We start from the raw sequence: 14,446 nt of genomic DNA, 5'->3' as shown, positions 1-14,446 counted from the left end.
AGGTTCGGCACAGGTCGTCGTAGGAGCGGGTTTACCCGCGAAGAGGCCGGACCTGCTGGCCAATTACAACCCGCCGTTCACCGTTGCCGCCGCCACCGTATTCGCGGGTAAACCCGCGCCTACAAGCATGAGATGCGGTACCTGTGAGCGCGAACAGGCCAGCGCAGTCAATCGACCAGCTGAGCTTCCTTCAACGCCCCCAACGCCTCCAGCCAGCGCGGCTGCTGGCGATAATCGGTCCGCGCAAACCCTTGTCCACGCATCCGCGCAATCCGCGGCGATGGCTTGACCTTCATGCGCTGCGCCGCACTCAGCGCCAGCTCCGCCGCCGCCCGGTCATTGCACACCAGGCCCATATCACAACCGGCGCTCAGCGCCGCCTCGATACGGCTGGCCGCGTCGCCCACCACATGCGCACCGGCCATCGACAGGTCATCACTGAAAATCACCCCATCAAAGCCCAGCTCGCCACGCAGGATGTCCTGCAACCAACGCCGCGAGAAGCCAGCGGGCTGGTTGTCAACCTGCGGGTAGATGACATGCGCCGGCATCACTGCCGCCAGCTGCCCACTCAGGCGGGTAAACGGCACCAGGTCGGCCCGGCGCAGTTGTTCCAGGCTGCGCTCATCGGTGGGGATGGCCACGTGCGAATCGGCTTCGGCCCAGCCATGCCCTGGGAAATGCTTGCCACACGCGGCCATACCTGCCGCATTCATGCCTCGGATGAACGCGCCGGCCAGTCGCGTTGCACGCAGCGGGTCACCCTCGAAGGCGCGGCTGCCCACCACGGCGCTACGCTGGTGGTCCAGGTCGAGCACCGGAGCGAAGCTGAGGTCCAGGCCAACTGCCAGTACCTCGGTCGTCATCAGCCAGCCGCACTGTTCAGCCAGGTATTCAGCATTGTCGTTATCGGCCAGCGCACGCATGGCCGGCAGGCGCACAAAGCCCTGGCGCAGACGCTGTACGCGACCACCTTCCTGATCCACGGCCAGGATCAGCTCGGGGCGAATGGCGCGGATGGACGCGCACAGTTCGCGCACCTGGCGCGGGCTGTCGATATTGCGGGCGAAGATGATCAGGCCAGCCACTTCCGGCTGGCGAAGCAGTTGACGGTCTTCGGCGGTCAGCCATTTACCGGCGATATCCACCATCAGGGAGCCTTGCAGGCTGACAGTCATGGGTAATCCTTCATTGAAGACAGAGAGAAGCCCACCGGGGGGCAGCAGACACCGGCAGACACGCGCTGTTGGCCACAGGCGAAGCCATAAAGGCGCTGGTCAGCAAGGGAAATGTGAAGTAGATCGAGATAGGGCATGGGCGCTAGCTTAGCGGAAGCGCCCCGCCACGCCCAGCCTTCAGGCCTTGGCGGTAGCCGAACTGGTCTTGGTTCGCGGACGCAGCTGCGCAGTGGCCATCGCCTCGTCGGTCACACCGCTGTCAGCGCGCATGCCTGCCGCCAGGAACGGCACCATCAGGCGCATCACCTGCTCGATCGAGGTATTGATGCCGAAGTCAGTCTCGGCAATCGCCCGCAAGGCCTTGATACCGGACATGCTGAAGGCCGCGGCACCCAGCATGAAGTGCACACGCCAGAACAGTTCCAGTGGCGGAATGCGTGGCGCAGCCTCGTTCACCAGCAGCATGTAGCGGCGGAACACCTTGCCGTACATGTCTTCCAGATAGCGCCGCAGGTGACCCTGGCTCTGGCTGAACGCCAGACCCAGCAGGCGCATGAAGATCGACAGGTCGTTGTTGCTACGCGGCTGCACGGCCAGCGCCTGCTCTACGAGCATTTCCAGCAGTTCTTCAAGGCTGGGCTTTTGCTCCGGCTTGGCCTGGCGGCGCTCCAGCTCACGCTCGAGACTGGCGCAGAATGGGCCGAGGAAACGCGAAAAAACAGCCTGGATCAGCGCCTTCTTGGAGCCGAAATGATAGTTGACTGCCGCCAGGTTGACCCCGGCCTTGCTGGTAATCAGCCGCAACGAGGTTTCGGCGAACCCCCTTTCCGCGAACAGCTGCTCGGCAGCATCGAGAATGCGTTCAACGGTTTCCGATTGGGCCATGACTACTCCGACTACTCCGCCAGACAAACAGGTGTTTGAAACATACGTTTCAGCCCTGCTTCTGTCAAGGCTCGGTGACTGGGCGGTCGCCATTTAAAAGCGCCAGCCGGCCCACTGCAAGCGCCACCTCTTCTGTTTATTGCGGCTTTTGGCTTGCAGCGCACTCAGTACTGTATATAATCCCAGTCACTGTACAAAAAGACAGAGCGCTTACCATGTTGAAACTGACGCCACGCCAAGCCGAAATTCTCGCGTTCATCAAGCGCTGCCTGGAAGACAACGGCTTCCCGCCTACCCGCGCCGAGATTGCTCAGGAGCTGGGCTTCAAGTCGCCCAATGCCGCCGAGGAGCACCTCAAGGCCCTTGCCCGCAAGGGCGCGATCGAAATGACGCCGGGCGCTTCCCGCGGCATCCGCATCCCTGGCCTGGAAGCCAAGGCCGAAGAAACCGGCCTGCCCATCATCGGCCGGGTCGCTGCCGGTGCGCCGATTCTTGCCGAACAGCACATCGAGCAATCCTGCAACATCAACCCTGCCTTCTTCCACCCCCAAGCCGACTATTTGCTGCGCGTACACGGCATGAGCATGAAGGACGTCGGCATCTTCGACGGTGACCTGCTGGCGGTGCACACCTGCCGTGAAGCCCGTAACGGCCAGATCGTGGTGGCGCGCATCGGCGACGAAGTTACCGTCAAGCGCTTCAAGCGTGAAGGCAGCAAAGTCTGGCTGCTTGCCGAAAACCCCGAATTCGCCCCCATCGAAGTCGACCTGAAAGAACAGGAGCTGGTGATCGAGGGCTTGAGCGTCGGCGTCATTCGCCGCTGATCCAGGAGGCGTCATGCAGCAGTTCATTCACGCACCCGAGCAAGTCCAGTTGCCCCTGTTCGAAGCATTCCTCGCCCAGCCCGTGCTGCCAGGCCTGAAAGCCAGGGAACCGGCGCGCAAGAGCAGCCAGCCCGAGCTGTTCAGCGAACTGTCGCTGCGCGGCGCCCCTGGCCACTGCCAAAGCCTGCTGGCGCCCGTGCTGCGCGAGCTGAGCGAAGAGGACGAGGCCCGCTGGCTGACCCTGATCGCCCCACCGCCAAGCCTGACCCAGGCCTGGCTGCGCGATGCCGGGCTCAACCGTGAACGTATTCTGCTGCTGCAACCCCGCAGCAATCAAAGCGCGCTGCAGCTGGCCTGCGAGGCTTTGCGCCTGGGCCTCAGCCACACCGTGGTGAGCTGGCTGGGCAACGTCAATGCCACTGCACGCCAGCAACTGCTACGTGCAGCCAGTGCCGGAAACGCACAAAGCCTGAACATCCGCCTCGGCTGATGTTCAGGCTTTGCCTGTCACTTCAAATAGCCTGATACGCTGCTGCACACTCAGTGCAGCACACGCGGCCCTTCATCACGCTCGAGCTCGCCATCCATCAGGCGACCGGCCATCTGCACGCCCACACTGAGCATGGCCTTGGCCACTTCCACATGCTGACCCTGCAGGAACACCTTGGCGTCTTCCGAGAAATCCAGGGTTACCAGAGAGCCCTCATCCTCGGCGCGACGAAGTTCGATGCGGCCATCAGGCAACTCGACAATTTCCAGAAAAGACGTAGACATAAATGGCAGTTCTCCGCGAAAGGCGATTATTGTACCAGCCGTTGCGGCTATCAGCACTCACTCAACGCGTCGCGGAAACGTCTCACCAAACTTTTGAGGTCGTTGCGCCAGCTTTCCAGCTCGGCACGCGACAGCGCTGGATGCTCAGGCTCATCAAGATTGACGGCTTGAATCAGAGGCTGGGTAACGTCGGTTTTCGGCGCTTTTCTGGCGACCGGTGGTCGGAACAAATCGGCATAAGCACCGAGCATTTGCGCCAGCCAGGTTTCGCGTTGGCGAGCCAGCTCCAGCAACTCGGCCACTTCCGGGATGGCGATACCGTTCAGGGCATCGTCGGCCAGGGCTTGCTCTACCGTTGCGACGACCGGCAGGCGATAGAAGCCCCCGATTTCATGGCACAGCCCCAACAGAGCGCCATACAGGTGGAACAGCGCCGACTCGCGCTCAGCCTGGACCAGGCCTTGGGCATTCATGGCCTGGCTTTGTTCAGCCTTGGCCATGGACTCGAGGGCGAGGCCGGCGAAGAACAGTTTCTGGTTGGTGCGGGTGTAGAGTTCCTGGGCCATTTCAGTGCCCTCCCATAAGGCTACAAGGCGGATATCTGCATCATAAATGATTGGGGCCGCTTTGCGCCCCTTCGCGGGCTGCCCGCTCCCACCAGTACAGCGCCACATTCAAGGGCGGCGCGATACCTGTGGGAGCGGGCAAGCCCGCGAAGGGGCGCAAAGCGGCCCCAAATCACAGCACCGATGGATCAGCGCTTGTCTTCAACCTTCCAGGCATTGCCGTCGTAAAACGCCTTCCAACCGGTCGGCTTGCCATCGACCTCGGACTGCACGTACTGCTCCTTGGTCTTGCGGCTGTAACGAATCACCGCCGGGCGGCCATCCGGGTCTTTCTGCGGCGCATCGCACAGGAAGTGGTACTTCGGGTCAATCTCATGCTTGTGCGGCACAATCTCCAGCACCAGCGGCGCACGGGTTTCGCGGTTCTTGGGGAACTGGCTGGCAGCCAGGAACAACCCAGAAGCACCGTCGCGCAGCACGTAGGTATCATCGACCTTCTCGCACTTGAGCTCCGGCATGTCCACCTTGTCCATCTTCGGTGGCGCCGCCTCGCCGCTCTTGAGCAGCTTGCGGGTGTTCTTGCATGCCGGGTTGGTGCAGCCGAAGAACTTGCCGAAACGGCCGGTCTTCAATTGCATCTCGCTACCGCACTTGTCGCACTCCAGGCTCGGCCCTTCGTAACCCTTGATGCGGTAGTTGCCTTCTTCGATCTCGTAACCGACACAATCCGGGTTGTTACCGCAGATGTGCAGTTTGTGTTTCTCGTCCAGCAGGTAGGCGTCCATCGCGGTGGCGCAGATCGGGCAACGGTGCTTGCCCAGCAGTACGCGCGACTCCGACTCGCCCTCGTCGTCAGCAGCAATCTCGTCGCCCGGCACCAGGTTGACGGTAGCCTTGCAGCGCTCTTTCGGCGGCAGGCTGTAGCCAGAGCAGCCCAGGAACACACCCGTAGAAGCGGTGCGAATCATCATCGGCCGACCACATTCCTTGCATGGAATGTTGGTCATGGTCGGCTGGTTGGCGCGCATGCCGTCTTCACTGGACTCGGCAGTCTGCAGCTTTTTGCTGAAATCGCCGTAGAACTCGTCGAGCACGTTCTTCCAGTCACGCTCGCCCTGGGCCACGTCGTCGAGGTTCTCTTCCATGTCGGCGGTAAAGCCGTAATCCATCAGGTTGGAGAAGCTCTCCGACAAGCGCTCGGTGACGATATCGCCCATCTTCTCGGAGTAGAAGCGGCGGTTGTGCAGCGTCACATAGCCACGGTCCTGGATGGTGGAAATGATCGCCGCGTAGGTCGATGGGCGGCCAATGCCGCGCTTTTCCATTTCCTTGACCAGGCTGGCTTCGGTAAAGCGTGCAGGCGGCTTGGTAAAGTGCTGGCTCGGGTCGATCTGGATCAGTTTCAGCGCTTCACCCTGCACCATCTCTGGCAGGACGTCGTCTTCGCCCGGCTTGCTCTGCTGTGGCAGCACACGGGTGTAGCCGTCGAACTTGAGGATGCGGCCCTTGGCACGCAGCTCGAAATCGCCGGCAGCGACGGTAACGCTGGTGGACAGGTACTGCGCTGGCGGCATCTGGCACGCCAGGAACTGGCGCCAGATCAGCTCGTACAGGCGCTCGGCGTCACGCTCCATGCCGCTGAGCTTGGTCGGGTGGGTATTCACGTCAGAAGGCCGAATCGCTTCGTGCGCCTCCTGGGCGCCCTCCTTGCTGCCGTAAACCAGTGGCGCCTCCGGCAGGTACTGCTTGCCGAACTCCCGTTCGATGTAGCTGCGTGCCATATCCAGGGCGTCAGCCGACAGGTTGGTCGAGTCGGTACGCATGTAGGTGATGTAACCGGCTTCGTACAAGCGCTGGGCCATCATCATGGTTTTCTTCACGCCAAAGCCCAGGCGGTTACTGGCCGCTTGCTGCAAGGTGGACGTAATGAACGGTGCCGATGGCTTGCTGCTGGTCGGGCGGTCTTCGCGCTTGACCACGCTGTAACTGGAAGCCTTGAGCTTTTCCAGTGCAGCCATGGCCTGAGCTTCGTTCAGCGGCTTGAAGGCCTCGCCCTTCTCGCGCGCCACCTCGAAACGCACCTTGGCGTTCTTGGCGGTGCCGAGGTCGGCGTGGATCTCCCAGTACTCTTCCGGGATGAAGGCGCGGATCTCACGCTCACGCTCAACCACCAGCTTCACCGCCACCGACTGTACACGGCCAGCGGACAGACCACGGGCAATCTTGGCCCACAGCAGTGGCGAAACCATGTAACCGACCACGCGGTCGAGGAAACGCCGCGCCTGCTGGGCGTTGACCCGGTCGATGTCCAGCTCGCCTGGCTGCGAGAAGGCTTCCTGAATGGCCTTCTTGGTAATTTCGTTGAACACCACGCGCTTGTAGCGGGTGTCGTCACCCCCGATGGCCTCGCGCAGGTGCCAGGCAATGGCTTCCCCTTCGCGGTCCAAGTCGGTTGCGAGGTAGATGGTGTCGGCATCCTTGGCCAGGCGGCGCAGCTCTTCGATCACCTTTTCCTTGCCAGGCAGGATCTCGTACTTGGCCTTCCAGCCATGGTCGGGGTCGACGCCCATGCGTGCCACCAGCTGGCGGCGGGCCTTCTCTTTCGGCGAAAGCGCCGGCGCCTCACCCGCAGCCTTGCCACGCTTGGCGGCCGGCTCTTTGCTCGCGCTGGCCGAACCGCTGGTGGGGAGGTCTCGGATATGGCCGATACTCGACTTCACCACGTACTGGTTGCCCAGGTACTTGTTGATGGTCTTGGCCTTGGCCGGGGATTCCACAATGACCAGCGATTTGCCCATGGATCGGAGTATTCCTGAATCTGAAGATAAAAAACGCGCCAAGTGCCAGACGCGGCACCGCTATATATAGTGGCAAAAGTGTGAGGTCAAGCTCGGACGATCACGCGTGCGACTTGCCCAGCAACCCGGGCAGCCCCTCTTCGACCTTGACCAAAGCAAAGCGTGGCACCTGCTCGCCGTCAAATTCGACGGACTCCTGGAACATCGACAGGGGACGTACCCAGAAGCTGTAATCACCATACAGGCATTGGTAGAACACCATCCACTCTTCGGTTTCGGAGTGCCGCGCAACACTGAAGACACGGTACTCAGGCCCTTTGTAATGCCGGTATACGCCTGGTTGTATCTGCATGTTGCTCACCTCCTGAATAAAACCTGAAAAAACAAAACCGGGGCACTAGGCCCCGGCTGCTGTCCCGCTACGCGATCAGACGCGTTCGAAGACAGTGGTGATACCTTGGCCCAGGCCGACGCACATGGTCGCAACACCCAGCGTACCGCCATTTTGCTTCATGACGTTGAGCAGGGTGCCGGAAATCCGCGCCCCGGAGCAACCAAACGGGTGGCCCAAAGCAATGGCGCCGCCGTGCAGGTTAACCTTCTCATCCATCTTGTCGAGCACTTTCAAGTCTTTCAGCACGGGCAGGGCCTGTGCAGCGAAGGCTTCGTTGAGCTCGATGAAGTCGATATCGGCCATGGTCAAGCCCGCACGCTTGAGGGCTTTCTGGGTCGATGGCACCGGGCCATAGCCCATGATTGCCGGGTCGACACCGGCCACTGCCATCGAACGGATCACCGCCAATGGCTGGATACCGAGGTCCATGGCACGCTGACCGGACATGACGATCATGCACGAGGCGCCGTCGGTGATCTGCGACGAGGTACCGGCCGTGACCGTACCGCCTTTCGGGTTGAACGCAGGCTTCAGCGATGCCAGGCCTTCGAGGGTGGTTTCCGGGCGAATGGTTTCGTCGAAATCGAACACCTTCAGGAAGCCGTTCTCGTCGTAGCCCTGCATCGGGATGATCTCGTCCTTGAACTTGCCTTCGACCGTGGCCTTGTGGGCCAGCTGGTGCGAACGCAAGCCGAACAGGTCCTGCTGCTCACGGGTGATGCCGTGCATCTTGCCGAGCATTTCTGCAGTCAGGCCCATCATCCCGGAAGCCTTGGCGGCATGCAAGGACAGGTGCGGGTTGGGGTCTACGCCATGCATCATGCTGACGTGGCCCATGTGCTCCACGCCACCGACCACGAACACATCACCGTTACCGGTCATGATCGCCTGGGCGGCCGTGTGCAGCGCGCTCATGGACGAGCCGCACAGGCGGCTGACGGTCTGCGCCGCGGAAGTGTGCGGGATCTGGGTCATCAGCGAGGCCATGCGGGCGATGTTCCAGCCCTGCTCCAGGGTCTGGTTGACGCAGCCCCAGATCACGTCCTCGACTTCTTTCGGGTCAACCTTGCCGTTGCGTTCCAGCAGCTTGCTGATCAGGTGCGCCGACATGTCTTCGGCGCGGGTGTTGCGGTGCATGCCACCCTTGGAGCGGCCCATTGGCGTGCGACCGAAGTCGACAATCACCACGTCTCTTGGATTCAGGCTCATATCAAATCTCTCGCTCTAGCTCGTTGACCGCTCAGTTGAAGAAGCGCTGGCCGTTCTTGGCCATTTCACGCAGCTTGGCGGTCGGGTGGTACAGCGGCCCCAGGTCGGCATACTGATCGGCCAGGGCGACGAATTCGGCCACACCGATCGAGTCGATGTAACGCAGCGCACCACCGCGGAAGGGAGGGAAACCAATGCCGTAGACCAGGCCCATGTCGGCTTCGGCAGCGGTTTCGACGATGCCGTCTTCCAGGCAACGCACGGTCTCCAGGCACAGCGGGACCATCATCCAGTTGATGATGTCTTCGTCAGTGACTTCACGCTGCTCGAACACAATCGGTTTGAGCACGTCGAGCACGGTGGCATCGAAGACCTTCTTCGGTTTGCCGCGCTTGTCGGTTTCGTAGGCGTAAAAGCCCTTGCCGTTCTTCTGGCCCAGGCGGTTGGCCTCGTACAACGCGTCGACTGCCGAGCGGCGCTCGTCCTTCATGCGATCCGGGAAGCCTTCGGCCATGACGTCACGGCCGTGGTGGCCGGTGTCGATGCCGACCACGTCCATCAAGTAGGCTGGGCCCATCGGCCAGCCGAACTTCTCCATGACCTTGTCGATGCGCACAAAGTCGACACCGGCGCTGACCAGCTTGGCAAAACCGCCAAAGTACGGGAACAGCACACGGTTGACCAAAAAGCCCGGGCAGTCGTTGACCACGATCGGGTTCTTGCCCATTTTCTTGGCGTAGGCCACGGTGGTGGCAACCGCCACTTCACTGGACTTCTCGCCACGGATCACTTCAACCAGCGGCATCATGTGCACCGGGTTGAAGAAGTGCATGCCGACGAAGTTTTCCGGGCGCTTGAGCGCCTTGGCCAGCAGGTTGATCGAGATGGTAGAGGTGTTGGAAGCGAGGATCGCATCGTCCTTCACCTGGCCTTCCACTTCCGCCAGTACCGCTTGCTTGACCTTCGGGTTCTCGACCACAGCCTCGACGACGATGTCGACATTGGCGAAATCGCCATAGGACAGGGTCGGGCGAATGGCGTTGAGGGCCTCGGCCATCTTGGCCGGGGTCAGGCGGCCCTTCTCGACGCGGTTGCCAAGCAACTTGGAGGCCTCGTTCAGACCCAGCTGAATGGCTTCCTCGCGGATGTCTTTCATCAGGATCGGCGTACCCTTGACCGCCGATTGGTAGGCGATGCCGCCGCCCATGATGCCGGCGCCGAGCACGGCGGCCTGCTTCACGTCGTGGGCGATCTCGTCATGCGCCTTGGCCTTGCGCTTGAGTTCCTGATCGTTGAGGAACAAGCCGATCAGGCTCTCGGCGACCGAGGTCTTGGCCAGCTTGGCAAAGCCTGCGGCTTCAACTTCCAGGGCCTTGTCGCGACCGAAGTTGGCGGCTTTCTGGATGCTCTTGATCGCTTCGACCGGGGCCGGGTAGTTCGGGCCGGCCTGGCCAGCGACGAAGCCCTTGGCCGTCTCGAAGGCCATCATCTGCTCGATGGCATTGAGCTTGAGCTTTTCCAGCTTCGGCTGGCGCTTGGCCTTGTAGTCCAGCTCGCCACTGATGGCACGCTTGATCAGGTCGAGGGCACCGGCCAGCAGCAGCTCAGGGGCGACCACCGCGTCGACGGCCCCCACTTTCAGGGCGTCTTCGGCACGGTTTTCCTTGCCGGCGGCGATCCACTCGATGGCGTTGTCCGAGCCGATCAGGCGCGGCAGGCGCACGGTACCGCCAAAGCCCGGGTAGATACCCAGCTTGACTTCCGGCAGGCCGATCCTGGCGCTGGTGGACATGACCCGGTAGTCGGCCGCCAGGCACATTTCCAGGCCGCCGCCCAGCGCGATGCCGTTGATGGCGGCAACGGTCGGCACTTCGAGGTCTTCGAAGGCGTTGAAGATACGATTGGCTTCCAGGTTGCCGGCGACCAGTTCGGCCTCAGGCAGCTTGAAGTTGTCGACGAACTCGGTGATGTCGGCGCCGACGATGAACACGTCCTTGCCACTGCTGACGATCACGCCTTTGACCGAGGCATCGGCCTGGATGGCATCGACGGCCTGGCGCAGCTCGTTCAGGGTAAGGCGGTTGAACTTGTTGACGGACTCACCCTTGAGGTCGAACTTGAGCTCGACGATGCCACTTTCAAGAGCCTTAACCGTGATGGCTTTACCTTCGTAAATCATCAACTGATCTCCACGATATGGAAGCTGAACTGTACACGCCGATCACTGCAGCAGAAGCAGGCCTAAGCTGCCTTGCCCCAGGCACACCCGTCAGCGCGCTAGTCGGAAGTATGGCTTGGCGTCATGACATACAAACGCTCAATTCATACGCCCGTTTGATTTGGGTGTGCACACATTCTCCGAAAAGATGGGCGTTGTCAAATGCTCACGAGCACGGCGAAAACGCGACTTTCCAGTCATTTTCTATCGTCCGGGTACAAAACATGATGACAGTGATCGCCGGTCATTCATGTCAGCGATTGACCACAAGCATTGGCTGACGGCTTTGCGCTTGCGCGGCGAGCCAGTGCGACTACACTGGCACTTGCTTGAATGAATAACCCGGCCTGCCTGGCCTTTTCTGCGCAGCAGAACGCAAAGCGGCGACTTGGCACCCCACCCCTTCAGGGTTATGCCGAGCCGCCGCTTTGTCGTTGCAGAACAGATTGACCAGCCTGGATGCCCCGTAGGAGCGGGTTTACCCGCGAAGCAGGCACCGCGCAGTTTGGCACCGGCTCTGCCGGTGTTCGCAGATGAATCCGCGCCTACAGGAGTCGCGCATGGGCGGCGCTCAAGCCAAGGTTTCGAGGGCGTAGGCAACATCCTGCAACACAGCAGTATCGCCACGTTCGGTCCAGTACAGGGCAATCATCCGCGCATCGGCCTCGACCTTGTACACACTCGCCGGCAAGCGCGACAACGCGCCCATGAAACGTGGGTCTTCGCAGGGCTCGCGCCACTGGTTCCACCACACCCCGGGGCTGACCTGCCAGAAGCTGAAGCTGTCCTCATGCCCACGGCGCCGGGCTCTGTGATACTGCGGGCAGGGGCTTGGCGGCTCCTTTTCCAGCCAGTGCGGCCACTGCTGCGGCGCCAGTTGCATGGCCAAACCCATGCGCCGCGCCTCCAGGCGCAACTTCATCTGCTCGCTCTGCTTGCGCGAGCTGCGCAGCCAGGAAAGCGGGCTGAGAATCAGCGCAAGGATTGACACCACCAGCAATACCGTCATATCAGTAGTTCCCATAAAGCGTTGCAAATGAGCTGGTTAGCCATTTTTCACGGAAGACCCGCCCGAAAGCGACCATACTTCTTCTATCGCGATTGCCAGGAGTACCGCTCATGGAATACGAACATTTGTTGGTCGCCGTCGACCTGACCGAAGAATGCGACCCGGTGATCAAGCGCGCCATGGCGCTCGCCAAACCTTCGAACGCCAAGGTATCGCTGGTGCATATCGTCGAGCCGATGGCGATGGCATTCGGCGGTGACGTGCCGATGGACCTGTCGCAGCTGCAACAGCAGCAGTTCGACCAAGCCAAGGAGCGCATGGAACGCCTTTTCAACAAGTACCCGGACATCCAGCGTGGCGATTCGCATCTGACCTACGGCCAACCGCGCCAGGAAATCCACCAGCTGGCCAAGGAGCAAAAGTGCGACCTGATCGTGGTGGGCAGCCATGGCCGTCATGGCCTGGCGTTGCTGCTGGGGTCCACGGCCAATGATGTGCTGCACGGTGCGCCGTGTGACGTGCTGGCGGTACGCTTGCTGAAGAAGGATTGACTGGACCTGAACCCGCCTCTTCGCGGGCCAGCCCGCGCCTGCAAGGGTATGGCAATCCCTGCAGGTGCGGCTTTACCCGCGAAGAGGCCGGAACAGGCTAACGCCAATCAGCCTTCCAGCTCAGCCCAGCGCTCCACCAATACATCCAGCTCGCCCTGCAGCTTCTCGATCCGTGCCAGCACCGCCGAAGTTTCTGCAATCGGCCGCTGATAGAAGCCCGCCGCATTCACTTCTTCCTGGGCTTCAGCCATACGCTGCTCCAGCTCATCAATCTGCCCCGGCAGCATCTCCAGCTCACGCTGCAGCTTGTAGCTCAGCTTCTTCTTCGAAGCGTCTTCCACCACCGGCGCCGCAACAGGCTCAGGCTTGGCCTCGACCTTCTCCACTACCGCGCTGTTGAGCGCAGACTTACCGCCCTTGCTCTCGGTCACACCCAGCAGCTTCGGCGAGCCGCCCTGGCGAATCCAGTCCTCGTAACCGCCCACATACTCACGCACCTTGCCCTCGCCTTCGAACACCAGGGTGCTGGTCACGACGTTGTCGAGGAAGGCCCGGTCGTGGCTGACCATCAGCACGGTGCCCTTGTAGTTGGACAGCACCTCTTCCAGCAGCTCGAGGGTTTCCACGTCCAGGTCGTTGGTCGGTTCGTCGAGTACCAGCAGGTTGGCCGGCTTGCTGAACAGCTTGGCCAGCAGTAACCGTGCACGCTCACCCCCCGACAACGCCTTGACCGGCGTACGCGCGCGCTGGGGGCTGAACAGGAAGTCGCCCAGGTAGCTCAGCACGTGGCGGTTCTGGCCATCGATCTCGATGAAATCACGGCCTTCCGCCAGGTTGTCGATTACGGTCTTTTCCAGGTCGAGCTGGTGGCGCATCTGGTCGAAATAGGCCACCTCAAGCTTGGTGCCGCGCTCCACTTTGCCCGCAGTGGGCTCAAGGTCGCCCAGCATCATCTTGAGCAACGTGGTCTTGCCAGTGCCGTTTGCGCCCAGCAGACCGATGCGATCCTGCCGCTGCAGGACCATGGAAAAGTCCTTGACCAGCAGGGGGCCGTCCGCGTGATGGAAGCTGACATTTTCCAGCACCATCACCTGCTTGCCGGATTTGTCCGCGGCTTCGATCTGGATGTTGGCCTTGCCCTGTCGTTCACGGCGCTCGCCACGCTCCACACGCAGGGCCTTCAGTGCACGCACGCGGCCTTCGTTGCGGGTACGGCGGGCCTTGATACCCTGGCGGATCCACACTTCTTCCTGGGCCAGGCGCTTGTCGAACAGCGCGTTGGCGGTTTCTTCGGCGGCCAGTGCGGCCTCCTTGTGCACCAGGAAGCTGGCGTAGTCACCGTTCCAGTCGATCAGGCCGCCGCGGTCCAGTTCGAGGATACGGGTGGCCAGGTTCTGCAGGAACGAACGGTCGTGGGTGATGAACAATACCGCGCCGTTGAAGCCACGCAGGGCCTCTTCGAGCCAGGCGATGGCACCGATGTCCAGGTGGTTGGTCGGTTCGTCGAGCAGCAGCAGGTCGGGCTCGGACACCAGCGCCTGGGCCAGCAGTACGCGGCGGCGCCAGCCACCGGACAGCTCGGCCAGGGTCTTGTCGGCCGGCAGCTGCAGGCGGCTGAGTGTGCTTTCCACCACCTGTTGCAGGCGCCAGCCGTCGCGGGCCTCCAGCTCGTGCTGGACGTGCATGAGTTTTTCCAGGTCTTCATCGCCCTGGATGTTCATGCTCAGGTGGTGGAACTGCGCCAGCAATTCGCCCACGCCGTCCAGACCAGCGGCTACCACGTCGAACACCGTGCGCTCGTCGGCTACCGGCAGCTCCTGTGGCAACTCACCGATCTTCAGGCCAGGCGCACGCCAGATTTCACCGTCGTCGCCCTTCTGCTCGCCCTTGACCAGGCGCAGCATGCTCGACTTGCCGGTGCCGTTGCGGCCGATGATGCACACCCGCTCGCCACGAGCGATCTGCCAGGACACTTTGTCCAGCAGCGGCATGGCGCCGAATGCGAGGGACACATCGCTGAATTTGAGCAGGGTCATGTTC

The 14,446-nt window shown here is 61.7% G+C and carries 13 protein-coding genes; 3 read left to right on the top strand and 10 right to left on the bottom strand.

The window, feature by feature from the left end; all coding sequences use genetic code 11:
* Positions 1-167 precede the first annotated feature (167 nt).
* Together nagZ and AA098_RS09185 are read right to left on the bottom strand one after the other, a co-directional pair.
* The gene (gene nagZ / locus AA098_RS09190; RefSeq protein ID WP_177342693.1) at positions 168-1,166 is read right to left on the bottom strand and encodes a beta-N-acetylhexosaminidase; all 999 of its coding nucleotides are present in this window, start codon (positions 1,164-1,166) and stop codon (positions 168-170) included.
* Between the two features lie 189 nt (positions 1,167-1,355).
* Positions 1,356-2,063, bottom strand: coding sequence for a TetR/AcrR family transcriptional regulator (locus AA098_RS09185; protein ID WP_003248784.1), 708 nt, complete (start codon positions 2,061-2,063; stop codon positions 1,356-1,358).
* Positions 2,064-2,278: 215 nt separating this feature from the next.
* Between AA098_RS09185 and lexA the strand changes: the two genes are divergently transcribed.
* Positions 2,279-2,887: a transcriptional repressor LexA gene (gene lexA / locus AA098_RS09180; protein ID WP_003248781.1), complete on the top strand. Its 609-nt coding sequence runs from the start codon at positions 2,279-2,281 to the stop codon at positions 2,885-2,887.
* A gap of 13 nt (positions 2,888-2,900) precedes the next feature.
* Positions 2,901-3,377 (top strand): SOS-induced cell division inhibitor SulA, encoded by a 477-nt coding sequence (gene sulA / locus AA098_RS09175; protein ID WP_003248779.1) that lies wholly within the window; start codon positions 2,901-2,903, stop codon positions 3,375-3,377.
* A gap of 50 nt (positions 3,378-3,427) precedes the next feature.
* Here sulA and AA098_RS09170 read toward each other — a convergent pair whose 3' ends face one another.
* The 7 genes from AA098_RS09170 to AA098_RS09140 form a co-directional block, all read right to left on the bottom strand.
* Positions 3,428-3,661 carry a hypothetical protein gene (locus AA098_RS09170; protein ID WP_003248777.1) on the bottom strand — a complete coding sequence of 78 codons (234 nt, stop codon included), beginning with the start codon at positions 3,659-3,661 and terminating at the stop codon, positions 3,428-3,430.
* A gap of 50 nt (positions 3,662-3,711) precedes the next feature.
* Positions 3,712-4,227, bottom strand: a complete 516-nt coding sequence (locus AA098_RS09165; RefSeq protein ID WP_003248773.1) for a DUF6586 family protein — start codon at positions 4,225-4,227, stop codon at positions 3,712-3,714.
* 188 nt (positions 4,228-4,415) lie between these two features.
* Positions 4,416-7,025: a type I DNA topoisomerase gene (topA, locus tag AA098_RS09160; RefSeq protein WP_003248770.1), complete on the bottom strand. Its 2,610-nt coding sequence runs from the start codon at positions 7,023-7,025 to the stop codon at positions 4,416-4,418.
* A 100-nt stretch (positions 7,026-7,125) separates the two neighbouring features.
* On the bottom strand, positions 7,126-7,377 hold the full coding sequence (locus tag AA098_RS09155; protein WP_060538993.1) for a DUF1653 domain-containing protein: 252 nt from the start codon (positions 7,375-7,377) through the stop codon (positions 7,126-7,128).
* A 75-nt stretch (positions 7,378-7,452) separates the two neighbouring features.
* Positions 7,453-8,628, bottom strand: coding sequence for an acetyl-CoA C-acyltransferase FadA (fadA, locus tag AA098_RS09150; RefSeq protein ID WP_003248768.1), 1,176 nt, complete (start codon positions 8,626-8,628; stop codon positions 7,453-7,455).
* Positions 8,629-8,659: 31 nt separating this feature from the next.
* Complete coding sequence (gene fadB / locus AA098_RS09145; protein ID WP_003248763.1) at positions 8,660-10,807, bottom strand: fatty acid oxidation complex subunit alpha FadB; 2,148 nt, start codon at positions 10,805-10,807, stop codon at positions 8,660-8,662.
* 610 nt (positions 10,808-11,417) lie between these two features.
* Positions 11,418-11,855, bottom strand: coding sequence for a hypothetical protein (locus AA098_RS09140; protein WP_003248762.1), 438 nt, complete (start codon positions 11,853-11,855; stop codon positions 11,418-11,420).
* Positions 11,856-11,965: 110 nt separating this feature from the next.
* On the opposite strand from AA098_RS09140, the gene AA098_RS09135 reads away from it, so the two are divergent.
* The gene (locus AA098_RS09135; protein WP_003248761.1) at positions 11,966-12,406 is read left to right on the top strand and encodes a universal stress protein; all 441 of its coding nucleotides are present in this window, start codon (positions 11,966-11,968) and stop codon (positions 12,404-12,406) included.
* Between the two features lie 107 nt (positions 12,407-12,513).
* On the opposite strand, the gene AA098_RS09130 is transcribed toward AA098_RS09135, so the two are convergent.
* The gene (locus AA098_RS09130) at positions 12,514-14,442 is read right to left on the bottom strand and encodes an ATP-binding cassette domain-containing protein (RefSeq protein ID WP_003248759.1); all 1,929 of its coding nucleotides are present in this window, start codon (positions 14,440-14,442) and stop codon (positions 12,514-12,516) included.
* Positions 14,443-14,446 lie beyond the last annotated feature (4 nt).

This window comes from Pseudomonas sp. JY-Q, from assembly GCF_001655295.1.
Lineage (GTDB): Bacteria > Pseudomonadota > Gammaproteobacteria > Pseudomonadales > Pseudomonadaceae > Aquipseudomonas > Aquipseudomonas alloputida.
This window is presented reverse-complemented; position numbering and strand designations above follow the sequence as displayed.

Coding starts and splice junctions, on each gene's coding strand:
- AA098_RS09185 (WP_003248784.1), bottom strand. CDS start 2,063: ATGGCCCAATCGGAAACCGTTGAACGCATTCTCGATGCTGCCGAGCAG.
- lexA (WP_003248781.1), top strand. CDS start 2,279: ATGTTGAAACTGACGCCACGCCAAGCCGAAATTCTCGCGTTCATCAAG.
- sulA (WP_003248779.1), top strand. CDS start 2,901: ATGCAGCAGTTCATTCACGCACCCGAGCAAGTCCAGTTGCCCCTGTTC.
- AA098_RS09170 (WP_003248777.1), bottom strand. CDS start 3,661: ATGTCTACGTCTTTTCTGGAAATTGTCGAGTTGCCTGATGGCCGCATC.
- AA098_RS09165 (WP_003248773.1), bottom strand. CDS start 4,227: ATGGCCCAGGAACTCTACACCCGCACCAACCAGAAACTGTTCTTCGCC.
- topA (WP_003248770.1), bottom strand. CDS start 7,025: ATGGGCAAATCGCTGGTCATTGTGGAATCCCCGGCCAAGGCCAAGACC.
- AA098_RS09155 (WP_060538993.1), bottom strand. CDS start 7,377: ATGCAGATACAACCAGGCGTATACCGGCATTACAAAGGGCCTGAGTAC.
- fadA (WP_003248768.1), bottom strand. CDS start 8,628: ATGAGCCTGAATCCAAGAGACGTGGTGATTGTCGACTTCGGTCGCACG.
- fadB (WP_003248763.1), bottom strand. CDS start 10,807: ATGATTTACGAAGGTAAAGCCATCACGGTTAAGGCTCTTGAAAGTGGC.
- AA098_RS09140 (WP_003248762.1), bottom strand. CDS start 11,855: ATGACGGTATTGCTGGTGGTGTCAATCCTTGCGCTGATTCTCAGCCCG.
- AA098_RS09135 (WP_003248761.1), top strand. CDS start 11,966: ATGGAATACGAACATTTGTTGGTCGCCGTCGACCTGACCGAAGAATGC.
- AA098_RS09130 (WP_003248759.1), bottom strand. CDS start 14,442: ATGACCCTGCTCAAATTCAGCGATGTGTCCCTCGCATTCGGCGCCATG.